The 13,549-nt window shown below is 67.3% G+C and carries 16 protein-coding genes and 1 tRNA gene; 8 read left to right on the forward strand and 9 right to left on the reverse strand.

Going from position 1 to position 13,549, the window contains the following annotated elements; genetic code table 11:
- Nucleotides 1-85: 85 nt before the first annotated feature.
- The 6 genes from AB4Z44_RS05205 to AB4Z44_RS05230 all read right to left on the reverse strand — a co-directional run bounded on the left by AB4Z44_RS05205 (nt 86) and on the right by AB4Z44_RS05230 (nt 5,700).
- Complete coding sequence (locus tag AB4Z44_RS05205; RefSeq protein ID WP_404713008.1) at nt 86-2,257, reverse strand: TonB-dependent receptor; 2,172 nt, start codon at nt 2,255-2,257, stop codon at nt 86-88.
- 55 nt (nt 2,258-2,312) lie between these two features.
- On the reverse strand, nt 2,313-2,477 hold the full coding sequence (locus tag AB4Z44_RS05210; protein WP_404713009.1) for a hypothetical protein: 165 nt from the start codon (nt 2,475-2,477) through the stop codon (nt 2,313-2,315).
- Complete coding sequence (locus AB4Z44_RS05215) at nt 2,474-3,634, reverse strand: PepSY-associated TM helix domain-containing protein (RefSeq protein ID WP_404713010.1); 1,161 nt, start codon at nt 3,632-3,634, stop codon at nt 2,474-2,476. Before AB4Z44_RS05215 ends, AB4Z44_RS05210 begins: the two co-directional genes overlap by 4 nt.
- Before the next feature lie 123 nt (nt 3,635-3,757).
- Complete coding sequence (locus AB4Z44_RS05220) at nt 3,758-4,621, reverse strand: Type II secretory pathway component PulK-like protein (protein ID WP_404713011.1); 864 nt, start codon at nt 4,619-4,621, stop codon at nt 3,758-3,760.
- Nucleotides 4,618-5,172: a prepilin-type N-terminal cleavage/methylation domain-containing protein gene (locus AB4Z44_RS05225; protein ID WP_404713012.1), complete on the reverse strand. Its 555-nt coding sequence runs from the start codon at nt 5,170-5,172 to the stop codon at nt 4,618-4,620. The genes AB4Z44_RS05220 and AB4Z44_RS05225 overlap by 4 nt, the downstream gene beginning before the upstream one ends.
- A gap of 451 nt (nt 5,173-5,623) precedes the next feature.
- Nucleotides 5,624-5,700 (reverse strand) — tRNA-Arg (locus AB4Z44_RS05230).
- Nucleotides 5,701-5,870: 170 nt separating this feature from the next.
- Between AB4Z44_RS05230 and AB4Z44_RS05235 the strand changes: the two genes are divergently transcribed.
- Nucleotides 5,871-6,374 (forward strand): hypothetical protein, encoded by a 504-nt coding sequence (locus AB4Z44_RS05235; RefSeq protein ID WP_404713013.1) that lies wholly within the window; start codon nt 5,871-5,873, stop codon nt 6,372-6,374.
- A gap of 207 nt (nt 6,375-6,581) precedes the next feature.
- Here the strand turns inward: AB4Z44_RS05235 and AB4Z44_RS05240 are convergent, their stop codons facing one another.
- Together AB4Z44_RS05240 and hemB are read right to left on the reverse strand one after the other, a co-directional pair.
- The gene (locus AB4Z44_RS05240; protein WP_404713014.1) at nt 6,582-7,112 is read right to left on the reverse strand and encodes a GNAT family N-acetyltransferase; all 531 of its coding nucleotides are present in this window, start codon (nt 7,110-7,112) and stop codon (nt 6,582-6,584) included.
- Nucleotides 7,109-8,104, reverse strand: a complete 996-nt coding sequence (gene hemB / locus AB4Z44_RS05245; RefSeq protein ID WP_404713015.1) for a porphobilinogen synthase — start codon at nt 8,102-8,104, stop codon at nt 7,109-7,111. The genes AB4Z44_RS05240 and hemB overlap by 4 nt, the downstream gene beginning before the upstream one ends.
- A 182-nt stretch (nt 8,105-8,286) precedes the next feature.
- Here hemB and AB4Z44_RS05250 point away from each other — a divergent pair, with 182 nt between their 5' ends.
- Nucleotides 8,287-8,487, forward strand: coding sequence for a hypothetical protein (locus AB4Z44_RS05250; RefSeq protein ID WP_404713016.1), 201 nt, complete (start codon nt 8,287-8,289; stop codon nt 8,485-8,487).
- On the opposite strand, the gene fdhD is transcribed toward AB4Z44_RS05250, so the two are convergent.
- On the reverse strand, nt 8,470-9,255 hold the full coding sequence (gene fdhD / locus AB4Z44_RS05255; RefSeq protein ID WP_404713017.1) for a formate dehydrogenase accessory sulfurtransferase FdhD: 786 nt from the start codon (nt 9,253-9,255) through the stop codon (nt 8,470-8,472). The two genes, AB4Z44_RS05250 and fdhD, sit on opposite strands and share 18 nt — an antisense overlap.
- Before the next feature lie 946 nt (nt 9,256-10,201).
- On the opposite strand from fdhD, the gene atpD reads away from it, so the two are divergent.
- Genes atpD through AB4Z44_RS05285 form a run of 6 tightly spaced genes read left to right on the forward strand, consistent with a single transcriptional unit; the run spans nt 10,202 to nt 13,547 of the window.
- Nucleotides 10,202-11,662, forward strand: a complete 1,461-nt coding sequence (atpD, locus tag AB4Z44_RS05260; RefSeq protein WP_404713018.1) for a F0F1 ATP synthase subunit beta — start codon at nt 10,202-10,204, stop codon at nt 11,660-11,662.
- Nucleotides 11,659-12,072 (forward strand): F0F1 ATP synthase subunit epsilon, encoded by a 414-nt coding sequence (locus tag AB4Z44_RS05265; protein ID WP_404713019.1) that lies wholly within the window; start codon nt 11,659-11,661, stop codon nt 12,070-12,072. Before atpD ends, AB4Z44_RS05265 begins: the two co-directional genes overlap by 4 nt.
- The gene (locus tag AB4Z44_RS05270) at nt 12,069-12,356 is read left to right on the forward strand and encodes an AtpZ/AtpI family protein (RefSeq protein ID WP_404713020.1); all 288 of its coding nucleotides are present in this window, start codon (nt 12,069-12,071) and stop codon (nt 12,354-12,356) included. The genes AB4Z44_RS05265 and AB4Z44_RS05270 overlap by 4 nt, the downstream gene beginning before the upstream one ends.
- 8 nt (nt 12,357-12,364) lie before the next feature.
- Entirely contained in the window at nt 12,365-12,622 is a 258-nt protein-coding gene (locus tag AB4Z44_RS05275) for an ATP synthase subunit I (RefSeq protein WP_404713021.1), read from the forward strand.
- Nucleotides 12,619-13,308 carry a F0F1 ATP synthase subunit A gene (locus AB4Z44_RS05280; protein WP_404713022.1) on the forward strand — a complete coding sequence of 230 codons (690 nt, stop codon included), beginning with the start codon at nt 12,619-12,621 and terminating at the stop codon, nt 13,306-13,308. The genes AB4Z44_RS05275 and AB4Z44_RS05280 overlap by 4 nt, the downstream gene beginning before the upstream one ends.
- A complete protein-coding gene (locus AB4Z44_RS05285; protein ID WP_404713023.1) occupies nt 13,305-13,547 on the forward strand; it encodes a F0F1 ATP synthase subunit C in 243 nt (80 codons plus the stop codon). The genes AB4Z44_RS05280 and AB4Z44_RS05285 overlap by 4 nt, the downstream gene beginning before the upstream one ends.
- Nucleotides 13,548-13,549: the final 2 nt, after the last annotated feature.

The raw sequence follows: 13,549 nt of genomic DNA on the forward strand, positions 1-13,549 counted from the left end.
GGAGAATGGTTTCCGCTTGCTGACCGAGTGCCCGAAATACGGGACGAGGGGAGGCGTGCCTCGCCCGTCGAGCGTACTGGCGGGATCAAAAGTCGATCGACGCCGACGCCTTGAACGTCCGCGGCGCACCCTGCAGCAGCGCCGCACTGAAGCTGTCATACGCCGATGCCCAATAACGCTTGTTGGCGACGTTATCGACATTCACCCGCAGGGTGACCGGCTTGTCCTGGACCAGCACGACATAGCGCGCGCCGAGATCGAAGCGCGTCCAGGCGGGGATCTGCAAGGTGTTGGCGGCATTCACCTCCTGCCTGCCGGTCTGGACGATCCGTCCGGTCACGGTCGCGCCATGGACGAAGGGCAGGTCCCATTCGACATTGGCATTGGCGAGATAGGTCGGCACGCCCTGCGCGCGGTTGCCGTCGTTGGTCCCGCCGGCAGTCTTGCGCAATTTGGCGTCGTTGATCGATCCCCCGGCGATGACACGCAATCCCCTGGCCAGCTCGCCATCGACGCTGAGTTCGATGCCGCGATTGCGCTGTTCGCCGAACAGGCCGTAGCGCTGGAGCGACGATCCCGTCGCGATCGGCACGGCATAAGCGCTGGGCTGTTTCGTCTGATAGACTGCGAGGCTGGTGTTGAAACGCCCGATCGCGAGCTTGCCGCCAAACTCATATTGGGTCGATTTGTACGGCGCGAATATCTCGCCCGGATTGACGATGGTCGCATCGACCGGCGCGGTCGGGCCCTGCACCAGCCCCTGGATGCGGTTGGCGAAGAGCGACAGGTTGGCCGTCGGCTTGTAGACGATGCCGACGACCGGGGTGACCGCATCCTTCCTGTAGCGGCTCGTGCGGGACCCATCGGCATAGGAATAGCCGCGCACTTCGATCCCCTGCAGACGCGCGCCGCCGGTGATCAGGACGCTATCGCCGAACAGCCCGATCGTATCGGATGCGAACGCGCTGCGCAGATCGGTGCGCGAGACCGGGAAGGGATCGTCGAGATTGCCCCCGACCAAGGACGAACTCGGCAGCGCGACCGAAGGCGTATCGTAGAGGTTGGTCGCATAGCCGGCGAAACCCGGTCCGTAGCGGAAATCATAGGCGTTGCGATTGACCTGCCAGACCGACGAACCGCCCACGTTCAGCTCGTGGCTGATCCCGCCCGACCTGAACCTGGCGCGCAGGCCGACCTGCGCCGCCTCGTTATTGTCGGTGCGTGGCACGTAGAGCGCATTCCCGGTCGCGGCGCCGGTCAGCGCATCGGTGACGGTGATCCCGTCGTAAATGCCCTTTTCCGATCCGTCCCGCGCGCCGAACGAGGCATAGGCCATGACGTTCGAGGTGATGTCCCACTCGCCGCGCACGATCCCGAACAGGTCGCGCAGGATCGAGTAGGTGAAGCCCTGGGCATAATTGTGCGAGGCCCTGGGCACCGCCGAAATCGTCGTCGTCGCGATCGTCACCTTGGGGCGCAGGTTGCGCACCTTGACGCGCTGATAGTCGAGGTCGAGCGAGAGGCGGACGTCGCCACCGCGATAGTCGAGCGCACCGCCCAGCACCGCGGTCCGGCGATATTCGTTGTCGGTCGCGACATCGCCGCTGCGGAAGGCGCCGTTGAGCCGCAGCCCGATCGCGCCGTCGTCGAAGCGGTGCGACACGTCGAAGGCGCCGCCGACGTGCGAGGAGCCGGTATAGTTGGCGGTGATCCGGTAGAGATCCTTGTCGCCCGCGCGCTTGGGGACGAGGTTGACGCTGCCGCCGATGCCCGATCCGCCCGGCGCCGCGCCGTTGAGGAACGCGCTCGCGCCGTTCAGCACCTGCACCTGATCGTAGAGTTCGGGCGCGATCAGCTGACGGGGAGTGACCCCATAGAGGCCGTCGAGCCCTATATCGTCGCCATAGAGGGTGAAGCCGCGGATCACGAACTGCTCGGCGGCATTGCCGAAGCCATAGGTGGTGCGGATGGTGGGGTCGTTTTCCAGCACCTGGCCCAGGGTTTGCGGCTGCTGGTTGAGGATCAAGGCGCTGTTGTAGCTCTTGATGCTGAACGGCACGTCGGACGCCGGCTTGTCGCCGAGGATGCCGACCTGGCCGCCGCGGATCACCTGCGTCTGGTTGGCACGCTGCGCCGTGACCACGATCTCCTGTGTCGTGTCCGCTGCACCATCCTGCGCATGGGCGGCGGCGCCCGCGCCGAGCGCACAGAGGAGGGCAAGCGGGGAGGCGGTGCGGCGGATGCTACGAACGGTCACGTACTGGTCCCTTTGATGGCATGGGCGTCCGATCCGGGACGCGGCGGGTCTGGTTTCAGCTTGGTCGGGCGATCCGCGCCCAGACGACGGCGGCGATCGGGATGGCGAGCGCGACCCACGCGATCGCATCGCGCCAGCCGTCGCCGGTGAGCGCGCTGACCAGCCCGATCAGGCTCGCCAGCGCGATCAACGTCGGCAGGAGGAAGGTCGAGCGGATCATGCGGCAGCGAGCCCGCCGGTCTCGACCTCGCGCAGATGCGCATCGATCGAGGTGCGGCGCCTGCCGAGCCACAGATAGAGGCCGGTCGCCAGCACCGCGATCGTGAACAGATCGAGCAGCGCCCACAGGATCTTGAGCGGCCACCGCCCGTAATCGCCGAAGTGCAACGGCTGCGCGAGCGACAGCGCCTGCATATACCATGGCATCGGGCGGACGTCGGTCAGTTGCCCGGTCTCGGCATCGATCAAGGCCGGGGTCAGCAGTCGCTCGGTCAGCGGCGTGTCGCCTTGCAGGAACACGGCATAATGATGCTTGCTGCTGTAGGAGCCGCCCGGGAAGGCGATGAACTGCGGGTTGTTGCCCGGTCGCGCCGCCCGCGCCTTCGCCATGGCCGCGTCGAGCGACGAATAATGCGCGGGCAGCACCGCCGGCTTGCCCGCGTAAGCGCGGGTCATGTCGGCCAGCTCGTTGGCCTGCCAGATGGCGGTGAGCGGCTTGGCCAGCGCGTTGATCATGCCGGAGACGCCGACGACGGTCATCCACGCCACGGCGACGATGCCGAGCAGGTTATGATAGTCGAGCCACTTGACCCGCGCGCTGCGGCGGGTGCGCACGGTGCCGAAGGCGAGCTTGCGCATGAACGGCGCGTAGAGGACGACCCCCGATACGATCGCGACCACGAACAGCAGCCCCATGAAGGCGAGGAACAACTCGCCCGGGAGACCGAGGAACATGTCGGTGTGGAGCTGGAGCAGGAAGGCGGTGAGCCCGGTGTCGCTCTCCTTTCCGGCGAGCGCGCCGGTCGCGCGATCGAAGATCTGGACGGTCATTTCGGGCCCGCGCGCGTCGGCGCGGGGGCCGGTGGTGATCGTCATGAGCGGGCGCTCGTTGTCGAACGCCATGAACAGGGGCACTTCGCCCGGCCGCGCTTTCAAGGCCTTGGCGAGCATCACATCGAGCGGGAGCAGGCCCGCACCCGTGCCGGACGATCCGCGCCCGACCATAGCCTCGCCCGGCGCATGGCCGAGCGCGGAGTCGATCTCGTCATGAAAGATGAGGGGCAGGCCGGTGACGCACAACATCAGCAGGAATGCGGTGCACACCAGGCTCGTATATTTGTGGATCAGATACCACCAACGGATCGTCTGGCGGGTCACCCGGACTGGAGCCGATAGACGTTATTGAGACGCATTCGCATTATCTAACGAATGCGGGGATATCGGACAAGTCCCGCAGCGGGATTTCCGACGAAGCGTGTACGAAGGCGGGAGCGGCTCCGTTCAGTCGGGCAAAGCGGGAGCCTGCGCCGGTGCCGCCGATCCCCGCCACCGGCCGATCGCGACGACCTCCGCCCCGCCGGCGCGGAGCGGGCGGCGCAGCAGAAGGCTGGTGAGTTCCTGCCCCGCACCGCCGATCGTCGCGCGGGCGCGCACCCAGAAGAGGGTCGAGGCGAAGCCCGTGCCGGCGGGCAGGGCGACGCGCTCGAGCGCAAGATCGTCGCGCGTCAGTTTGCCCGTCCGCGCGCGCCGCGCGATCAAGCCGCGCGCCGCGACGGGATTGTCGAGCAGCAAGGCGAGCAGAGGCTCGGGCGTGGCGTTGAGGTTGATCGTGGTCCCCTGCGGCAAGGCCGTCGTCATCGTGGCGAGGCGCGCGATATCGGGTGCAGACAGGCCGATCGCGGCGAGCTGGTCGAGATCGGACAGCGGCCCGGTGACGCCGATGAAACCGGCGATATGATCGGCCGTGTCGCGCGGCAGGCGCAGGGCGTTGGCCACGATATCGAGCCGCCGCCGGGTCAACGGATCGCCCTGGACGAGCCGGTTGAGGTTCAGCTTGCCCTGCGCATCGCCGATTGCGAGCTGGAAACGGCCGCCCGCGATCGGCGAACCGCGATCGGCGATATTCGCCCACGGCTCGGCGGCATTGTCGTTGGCGAGATCCCCGTCGCGGCGCAGCGCCGTGATGGCGGAAAGCTCGCCCGCGCGGGCGATGGCGCGGGCGCGGGCCGCATTTCCCATCATCGTCGCCCGCTGGAGCGCGGCATCCTCGCCCGACATCATGATCGCCAGCGCCGCCCCCGCCACCGCGAGCAGCAACAGCACCATCACCAGCGCCATTCCCTCTTCGTGCGGCTTCGGCGTCATGGTTTGGCCGGCAGCGTGACGACCCGCCGCACCGTGCCGCCCGGCGCGCCGCCGGCGGGCGCGAGGCGGAGGGTCAGCGCGATCGCGTCGGCCGGATCGATATCCTCGCGTCTGGGCGGCTCGGCGGTCCAGCCTCCACTACGGTGGAAACGCCAATCGACCGACGTCACGTCGCCGATCAACGGCCGCGCCGTCGCGCCGTAGAGCCGCACCAGCGCCCCGCCGATCGCGGCATAGCTGACCAGCACCGGGCCGCCGGCGGCATTGCGACGGATCAGGATCGCATGGTCGGCCTCGTACGGTCCCTCGATCGTCTGCCCGAAATCGCTGTCGATCAGATAAAGCGCCCGTTCCAGCCCGGCGAGCCGCTCCAGCCGCCCTTCGGTGCGGCGCTGGGCGACGAGGACGGTCTGGATCAGCGCGAAGCCCGCGAGCGAGATCAGCGCGAGCAAGGCCAGCGCGACCAGCATCTCGATCAGGGTGAACCCAGCGTCGCTGCGCCCCGCCTTTTCAGGGAGGGCGTTGGAGGGGGGAGGCGGCCGCCGGTGCATAGGCCGACCGACCCTAACAGAAGGCTTCCGAATCCCTCAATCGGGCGCGGGTAAACTGGGGCAGAGCACCTTACCGGTCAGGCCGAAGCCGGACGGCACCGGCCCCACTTCACATCGGTCGAAAGGAGCCTGCGGATGAAAAGACGCCCCGCCCCGAACTGGGGGCAGGGGCGGGGCGCCACCGGCGGCATAGCTTCGGGGAATGCGCCAGCCAGGCTCCAACGAACAAGGCGTGCCTTCGCCGCTAAATCCATGTTAAATCGAAAAAAGAAATGCTCGATCGATAGGCGGATCGACGCCCGAACAGGCGCAATTCCGCCATGGCCTGCGGCGGCATCGGCATGCGCTCAGACAAGCTACAGATCAGAAAATCCGGGTTTTGGTCATCGCCTGGCGTAGGAATCGCCCAGTCTCGGCGGGCCCATTTCTTCGCAAGAATGTTTGAAAGAAATGGCGCGCCCGGAACGATTCGAACGTCCGACCCTCAAATTCGTAGTCTGATGCTCTATCCAGCTGAGCTACGGGCGCGTTGGCGATTTCTCGCCGATTTTCACCGCCACCCGATCCTGTCGGTCCAGCGAAAGGATCGCTGTAACCTCGGTACCCGGCGGGGCGAGGGCGCGTCTCTAGCGAGGCTTTTCGAGGTGCGCAACCCCATCCCTGCGTTGCCCGAAAGATGGCGTGGGACTAGGGCGTCGATGATGCGCAACCTCTTCATCCCGGCGGCATTGTCCGGCCTGCTCCTGCTTCCCGCATGCGGACCGGAGGTGAACGCGCCTTCGCTCGCGCCGCGTGCGATCGAGAAACAGCCGATCGATCTGCCAGCGACCGAAGGCGAACCGAAGACGCCGGTCGATCCCGCGCTGGCCGGGCGAATCGCGCCCTTGGTGGCGGCGGCACAGGCGGGCGACCGGGCCTTTGCCCGCCAGCGGGCCGAGACCGAGGCGGCGATCGCCAAAGCGGCCGGCACCGCGCCGGGCGGCGAGGCGTGGATCGTCGCCCAGCAATCGCTCAGCCTGCTCGATGCGGCGCGCGCGCCGGTGCGCGATGCGGTCGCGTCGATCGAGGCGATCCGCAGCGAACCCGCCAACGCCGCCAGCGGCAACCGCGCCGCCATCGAGGCCGCGGCGAGCACGATCGAGACGATCGACGATGCCGAGGCCTCGGTGGTGGCGGCGTTGGGAGCGAAGCTGGGAGGGTGAGGGGGCTCCCGCTCCCGACGGGCAGGGCCATCGCATCTGCTTTGTTCGTCATGCTGAACTTGTTTCAGCATCCACCGAGCCTCCGCACGGACGGTGCGGCACGCATGGTGGACCCTGAAACGAGTTCAGCATGACGACCATTTTGGGCTGCGGGACCACGACATCCATAAATTCAAATGCGATGGCCCTGCCCAAAGGGAAAGGCGCTCAGGCCGGTCGCTCGATCCCATAGGTGATGTGCGCGTGCAGGGGGTGGCCGGGCTCGAAGCTCGGGTGGCCGAAATCGAGATCGGGCCGGCGGGTCATGCCGAGCCGCGTCATCAACCCCCAACTGGCCGTATTGGCCGGGACGGTGATGGCCATCACCCGATCGACGGGGAGATTGGCCCACGCCCAGGCGAGGCTCGCTTCCGCGCCCTCACGCGCATAGCCCTGGCCCCAGGCATCCTCGCGCAGCCGCCAGCCGATCTCGATCTCGCCGTCGATCGGCCCGACATTGCCGATCTTGAGCCCGCAAAAGCCCAGCAGAGCCCCGTCGGCCTTGCGTTCGACGATCCAGAAGCAATGGCCATGCTCGGCCTGCATCGCCTGCTGGCGCCCGCATGACGCGGCCAGCCGCGCCGGATCGTCGACCCCGCCGAGATGCGCCATCACCGCTTCGGTGTTGGTGACGCGCACGAACTCGTCCGCATCCGCATCGCGCCACGGGCGCAGGATCAGGCGCTCGGTCTCGATCATCCGTTGAGCAGGCGCGCGGCATGGGCCGCATGGTAGGTGAGCACGCCCGAGCAACCGGCGCGGCGGAACGCAAGCAACGTCTCCAGCACCAGCGCGTCGCGATCGCCCGCGCCGGCCGCGGCCGCCGCCTCGAGCATCGCATATTCGCCCGATACCTGGTACGCGAAGACAGGGACTTCGAACCGTTCCTTCACGCGACGGATGATGTCGAGATAGGGCAGGCCCGGCTTCACCATCACCGTATCGGCGCCTTCGGCCAGATCGAGCGCGACTTCGCGCAGCGCTTCCTCGCCGTTGGCCGGATCCATCTGGTAGCCGCGCTTGTCGCCCTTCAGCAGGCCGCCCGATCCGACCGCGTCGCGAAACGGGCCATAGAAGGCCGAGGCATATTTGGCGGCATAGGCCATGATCTGGACGTCGTGGAAGCCTTCGCTTTCCAGCGCCGCGCGGATGGCGCCGACCCGGCCGTCCATCATGTCGGACGGGGCGATGATGTTGGTGCCGGCGCGGGCCTGCACCAGCGCCTGCTCGACCAGCACCGCCATCGTGGCATCGTTGAGCACGCGGCCCCGATCGTCGACCAGCCCGTCATGGCCGTGCGCGGTGTAGGGATCGAGCGCGACATCGGTCAGCACGCCGATATCGGACACCGCATCGCGAATCGCGCGGACCGCGCGGCACATCAGATTGTCGGGGTTGAGCGCTTCCTCGCCCCGCTCGGTACGCAGGTGGCGCGGGGTGTTGGGGAAGAGCGCCAGGCACGGGATGCCGAGCGCCGCCGCTTCCTTCGCGCGCGCGACGATGCCGTCGACCGACCAGCGCGACACGCCCGGCAGGGTCGCGATCGGCTCTTCGACCTCATCGCCTTCGGTCACGAACAGGGGCCAGATCAGGTTGGCGGGGGACAGGCTGGTCTCGGCCACCATCGCCCGGCTCCAGGGAGCGGAACGGGTGCGGCGCAGGCGCAAGGCGGGGTAGGGGGCGTGGGTCATGGCATAGCGCTTTAGTGGCGATTGAGGCGCCGGTGAACCCTGTCGGACCGGCGGTGCATGGCATGCGACCGGACGCAAGCGCGGCGCGCCTGATCGGCTTGATTGCACTGCAGCATTGTAGCATCACCGCGCGACGGCCCAGAACGGCTTGGGCCTGAAAAAGTTCCGGTGGAATTGCCCAGATGTTTGAACTTGCTGCTATAACCTACGGTGTGCTGGCCAGCTTCGTGATGGCGAGCCTCACGCGCAACAAGCGTGCAGCGCGGCGCAACCCGCCGATCCTGGCGTTGTTCGCCTGGGGCCTCGCCGGCTTTTCGCTCGGCTCGGCGATCATGCTGATCGGCTATGTCGGCATCCACGCGCTCTCAGGCGGCGCCGCCTGACGCCAGCATCGCGTCCGACCGGGCCAGCGTGATCAGCCTGAGCCCGGCCTCGGCCGCACGCTCGATCGCCAGGCTCGTCGCCATCGATACGGTGACGAGCAACGGGCACCCCGCCAGCACCGCCTTCTCGACCAGCTCGTAGGAGCAGCGCGCCGACAGCAGGGCGAAGCCGCCGTCCCATCCGAGCCCGTCGCGCGCCATCGCGCCGATCAACTTGTCGAACGCATTGTGGCGGCCGACATCCTCGCGCGCGATCCGGATCGTCCCGTCGGCGGCGCAGAGCGCGGCCGCGTGAACGGCGCCGGTGGCGGCGTTGAGCGGCTGATGCGCGCGCAGGCCTTCCAGTGCGCGAAAGACGGCGGCGGGCTCGGCCGTGCTGGTGGCCACCAGCGTCGGCAGCGGCCGCAGCGCCTGCTCCAGATTCTCGATCCCGCACAGCCCGCAACTGCTTTCGGACACGCGATGGCGGACGCGTTCGAGCACGCGCTCGATCCGTTCCGGGATCAGGGTGATGCGGAGGATCGTGCCCCGCTCGGCATCGTGCGTCTCCACATCGATCACGTCGGCGCCGGCATCGATCAGCCGTTCGGACAGGCAGAAGCCATAAGCGAAGTCGGCGAGATCGGCCGGCGTCGCCATCATCACCGCATAACCGAGCCCGTTGACCTCGATCGCCACCGGCGCCTCGATCGCGACCTCGCGCTCGATGTGGCGGCTTGTGCCGTCTGCGGCGAGGCGGGTGAAGGGGAGGGGGAGCGCGCCGTCCATGGCGGCGTCTTGTGCCCGCTTATTGCGCATGTCGAGTGTTGCGATGTGAGAAAGACATGACCTGGCACGGCTGGAATGCCGAGTGAAGAGCGCGTCGCGGTGTCGAGCGGTCTGGCCAATTTCGCTCGTCGCAAAAGCTGCCACTGGCTCGCTTGTCTGGCGAGGCGCGGAAGCGGTTGGGAACTTTGCCGTCAGCCGGCTTTACGCAGCACCCCGGCGGGCGGACCCGAGCTACGGTGCAACGGTATGGGCAACAGGGTTCCACGCGCAAATTTCGCTGTTTATCGAAGATCGAGCTTCGCTGGCGTTAGGTATCGACCAATGCGGGACGTTGATCACAGACCTCGTGGAGGTCCGCTCCTAACAGAAGCGGCCGCTAGGACGTCACGAACCGGACCATCGGCATCGCGCCTGATTCCGGTCAATCGGAATGGCGCCCCCGATCGCGAAAGCCGCCGTCCGTTCATCTGGCAGATCATCGTCCGGTATATGAAGATCGATGGGCTTTAGAACCCCGCTCGGCCTGCGTCCGACGAACGCGATCGAGATACTGAACGAAGTCGTTTTCAACCGCCGGGCTGCCACTTCCGCCTCGAAGCCCGCGGCAAGTTCGAGAGCGAAATGGAAGCGTCAGGAATCTGTTGATCTGGCCGAGCACGAGTACGGTCTGCAGCGCGCGCAGCAGAATATAGGCAGCGATGGCCCGCGACCGTGCCCCAACGTGTTGCGGCCTGCCTCACTCGCCGGCAACGCGACGAATAGATGCCGGTCATTCTTCTGATCATTCGCTTCCCAGACGGATGGAGAGTATGTCCTTCGTATTGCCAGCGGACTTCGAGCATGCTGCATCCGGCGGCGCCGATCCGTCCGGAGAACGCGGTCGGCATCGATGGCCGACGTCGAAAATGAAGGATCTCACCGGTCGCAGGATGAATGAACGGGAACCATGAAGGGCGGCGGTACGGTGGACGATGTCATTGCAGCAGCGGAGCCTGGACGGGTCGTGGCGGTGCGGGGACCGGTCGTCGATGTAACCTTCGACCCCGACAGGCTTCCGGCGATCAACGAGGCCCTGCGGATCGAAGGCATCTCCGGCGACCTGATCGCCGAAGTGCAGAGCCACATCGACGAACATACGGTGCGTGCGGTCGCGTTCCAGACGACCAGCGGCCTCGCGCGCGGCGTTTCCGCGCACGCGACCGGCGCGCCGGTGACCGTCCCGGTGGGCGATGCCGTGCTCGGACGCCTCGTCAACGTCACCGGCACCATCGGCGACGGGGGTGCGGCATTCGCGCCGGACGTGCCGCGCCGGCCGATCCACCGCGCACCTCCGCCGCTCGACGAGCAGAGCGCGGCGACCGGCATGTTCGAGACCGGCATCAAGGTGATCGACCTGCTCAGCCCTCTCGCGCAAGGCGGCAAAGCGGCGATGTTCGGGGGCGCTGGGGTCGGCAAGACCGTGCTGGTGATGGAGCTGATCCGCGCGATGGCGACACGCTATGCCGGCGTCTCCGTCTTCGCGGGGATCGGCGAGCGTTCGCGCGAGGGGCATGAGCTGCTCACCGACATGCGCGACTCGGGCATGATCGACAAGACGGTGCTGGTCTTCGGCCAGATGAACGAGCCGCCGGGCGCGCGCTGGCGCGTGGCGATGACCGCGCTCACCGTCGCCGAATATTTTCGCGACGAGCAGAGCCGGAACGTCCTGCTGCTGATGGATAACGTGTTCCGCTTCGTCCAGGCGGGCAGCGAGGTGTCGGGTCTGCTGGGGCGGCTGCCATCGCGCGTCGGCTACCAGCCGACGCTGGCGAGCGAGGTTGCGGCGCTGCAGGAGCGGATCGCGTCGGTTAAGGGCGCCTCGATCACGGCGATCGAGGCAGTCTACGTACCGGCGGACGATTTTACCGATCCGGCGGTCACGGCGATATCGGACCATCTCGACAGCAATATCCTGTTGTCGCGCGCGATGGCGGCAGAAGGCATGTATCCTGCGATCGATCCGCTCGGATCGACCTCGATCCTGCTCGATCCGCTCGTCGTCGGCGAGGCGCATTATGCCATCGCGCAAGGCGTCCGCGAGGCGATCGCCCAATATCGCGGGCTGCAGGATATCATCGCGCTGCTCGGCATGGAGGAACTGGGCAAGGACGACCGCCTCGTCGTCAACCGCGCCCGCCGGCTGCAGCGCTTCCTGACCCAGCCATTCGCCGTCACCGAAGCCTTCACCGGTCAGCCGGGGCGATCGGTACCGCTGGCCGATACGCTGGAAGGCTGTCGCGCGATCCTGGCCGGCGAGTGCGACGATTGGCCGGAAAGCGCCTTCTACATGGTCGGCGATCTCGCCGAGGCGCGCGGCAAGCAGGCGGGCTCCGCGCCCAGGCCGGCGCCCGAACCCGTGCCGGCATGAGGCTGCTGATCACCGATCCCGTCGCCATCGCCGTCGACGCGGGCGACGTGGTGTCGCTCCGCGCGGAAGATGCCAGCGGCGGCTTCGGCGTGCTTGCCGGCCATGCCGATTTCCTCACCGTGCTCTCGATCTCGGTCGTGTCGTGGCGGCACGCCGATGGTCGCGCCGGCTATTGCGCAGTCCGGGGTGGCATCCTGACCGTCTCCGGTGGCAGCGACGTCTCGATCGCGACGCGTGAGGCCCATGTCGGCGACGATCTCGATCAGCTGGAGACGGTAGTCCTCGCCGGTTACCGCGCGCATATCGAAAGCGAGCGGATGGAACGCACCGCTTCGGCCCGGCTGCGCATGCAAGCAATCCGCCACATGATCGAGGCGCTCGACGGCGCGCCCAAAGCGATCGATTTGTGAGCGAGGAGCTTCCGCCGCCGAAGGCCGGCCTGATCGATGCCGTACGCCTGCGCGCCGCACGAAGGCGGCAGGCGAGGGCGAAGCGGGGTCCCTCGCTCGCACGCAATCTCGGGCAGATCGGCGCGCTCGGCTGGCAGATCGTGGTGCCGGCGCTGGTCACCCTCGCGATCGGCCGCTGGCTCGACCACCGGTTCGCAACCGGGATCTTCTGGACGGCACCCTTGCTGTTCCTGGGCGTGGGGCTCGGTTGCTGGTCCGCCTGGAAGTGGCTGGGACGGCAATGAGCGCGGGTATGATATTCCCATTCGCGTTGCTTGGCGCCGCCGCGGGTACGGTCCACTTCGTCGCGATCTCGCGCGATGCCAACCTGCTGGCGCGCGGCGGATCGCCCCTCGCCGCGTTCGGCCTGCGGCTCGGGCGCGCACTGCTGACCCTCGTGGTGCTCGTCGCCGCCGCACGGCAGGGCTGGCCGGTTCTGCTCGGTGCCGCCGGCGGATTCATGGTCGCGCGGCAGATCGTCCTGCGCTGGCTCGGCACGGTGTCGCCATGATCGCCTCGCCGCTCGTGACCCGCACGCTGTTCGTGGTCGGGCCGGTTCCGATCACAACACCTGTCATTACCACCTGGGCAATCATGGCGGTGCTGACGATCGGCTCCTGGGCGGCCACGCGTCGGCTGGAACTCCGCCCGACGCGCGTTCAGGCCGCGCTGGAAGTGATCGTCGATACGATCTCCGGACAGATCCGCGAGACAATGAACGTGGCCCCTGCGCGCTACCTGCCGCTGATCGGCACATTCTTCATTTTCGTTCTGGTCGCCAACTGGTCGTCGCTGATCCCGGGAATCGAGCCGCCGACCGCAGCGCTGGAGACGGACGCCGCGCTGGCGCTGATCGTGTTCGGGGCGACCATCTTCTACGGGATCCGTGCGGTCGGTCCGGGCCGCTACCTGATGACCTTCGCCCAGCCATCGATTTTCATGGTGCCGCTCAACGTCGTGGAGTTGTTCACCCGCAGCTTTTCGCTCACCGTGCGCCTGTTCGGCAACGTGATGAGCGGGGTGTTCATGATTGGCGTGGTGCTGAGCCTGGCGGGCCTGCTTGTCCCGATCCCGCTGATGGCGCTCGAGCTGCTGACCGGCGCCGTCCAGGCCTATATTTTCGGCGCGCTCGCAATGGTCTTCATCGGCAGCGCGATCGGTGAAGCGTCCGACCCACAATCAGAGGCAAAGACATGAACTGGATTCATCTGGCGAGCATCCTCGGCGCGGCCTTCGCCATCTCGATCGGTGCGATCGCGCCAGCTCTGGCGCAGGGCCGCGCGGTCGCCGCCGCGATGGACGCGATCGCGCGTCAGCCCGAGGCTGCCAGTACGGTTTCGCGCACACTGTTCGTCGGGCTCGCGATGATCGAGACGATGGCGATCTACTGTCTCGTCATCGCGCTGCTGCTGCTTTTCGCCAACCCGTTCGCCTGAGC

It is taken from the genome of Sphingomonas sp. MMS24-J13 (genome assembly GCF_044905095.1).
Lineage (GTDB): Bacteria > Pseudomonadota > Alphaproteobacteria > Sphingomonadales > Sphingomonadaceae > Sphingomonas_I.

Bases quoted from the DNA above. Each gene is read 5' to 3' on its own strand.
- AB4Z44_RS05250 (WP_404713016.1), top strand. From the start codon at position 8,287: ATGTTTGAACTTGCTGCTATAACCTACGGTGTGCTGGCCAGCTTCGTG.
- AB4Z44_RS05265 (WP_404713019.1), top strand. From the start codon at position 11,659: ATGAGGCTGCTGATCACCGATCCCGTCGCCATCGCCGTCGACGCGGGC.
- AB4Z44_RS05210 (WP_404713009.1), bottom strand. From the start codon at position 2,477: ATGATCCGCTCGACCTTCCTCCTGCCGACGTTGATCGCGCTGGCGAGC.
- hemB (WP_404713015.1), bottom strand. From the start codon at position 8,104: ATGACCCACGCCCCCTACCCCGCCTTGCGCCTGCGCCGCACCCGTTCC.
- AB4Z44_RS05275 (WP_404713021.1), top strand. From the start codon at position 12,365: ATGATATTCCCATTCGCGTTGCTTGGCGCCGCCGCGGGTACGGTCCAC.
- AB4Z44_RS05220 (WP_404713011.1), bottom strand. From the start codon at position 4,621: ATGACGCCGAAGCCGCACGAAGAGGGAATGGCGCTGGTGATGGTGCTG.
- AB4Z44_RS05240 (WP_404713014.1), bottom strand. From the start codon at position 7,112: ATGATCGAGACCGAGCGCCTGATCCTGCGCCCGTGGCGCGATGCGGAT.
- fdhD (WP_404713017.1), bottom strand. From the start codon at position 9,255: ATGGACGGCGCGCTCCCCCTCCCCTTCACCCGCCTCGCCGCAGACGGC.
- AB4Z44_RS05285 (WP_404713023.1), top strand. From the start codon at position 13,305: ATGAACTGGATTCATCTGGCGAGCATCCTCGGCGCGGCCTTCGCCATC.
- AB4Z44_RS05225 (WP_404713012.1), bottom strand. From the start codon at position 5,172: ATGCACCGGCGGCCGCCTCCCCCCTCCAACGCCCTCCCTGAAAAGGCG.
- atpD (WP_404713018.1), top strand. From the start codon at position 10,202: ATGAAGGGCGGCGGTACGGTGGACGATGTCATTGCAGCAGCGGAGCCT.
- AB4Z44_RS05280 (WP_404713022.1), top strand. From the start codon at position 12,619: ATGATCGCCTCGCCGCTCGTGACCCGCACGCTGTTCGTGGTCGGGCCG.
- AB4Z44_RS05235 (WP_404713013.1), top strand. From the start codon at position 5,871: ATGATGCGCAACCTCTTCATCCCGGCGGCATTGTCCGGCCTGCTCCTG.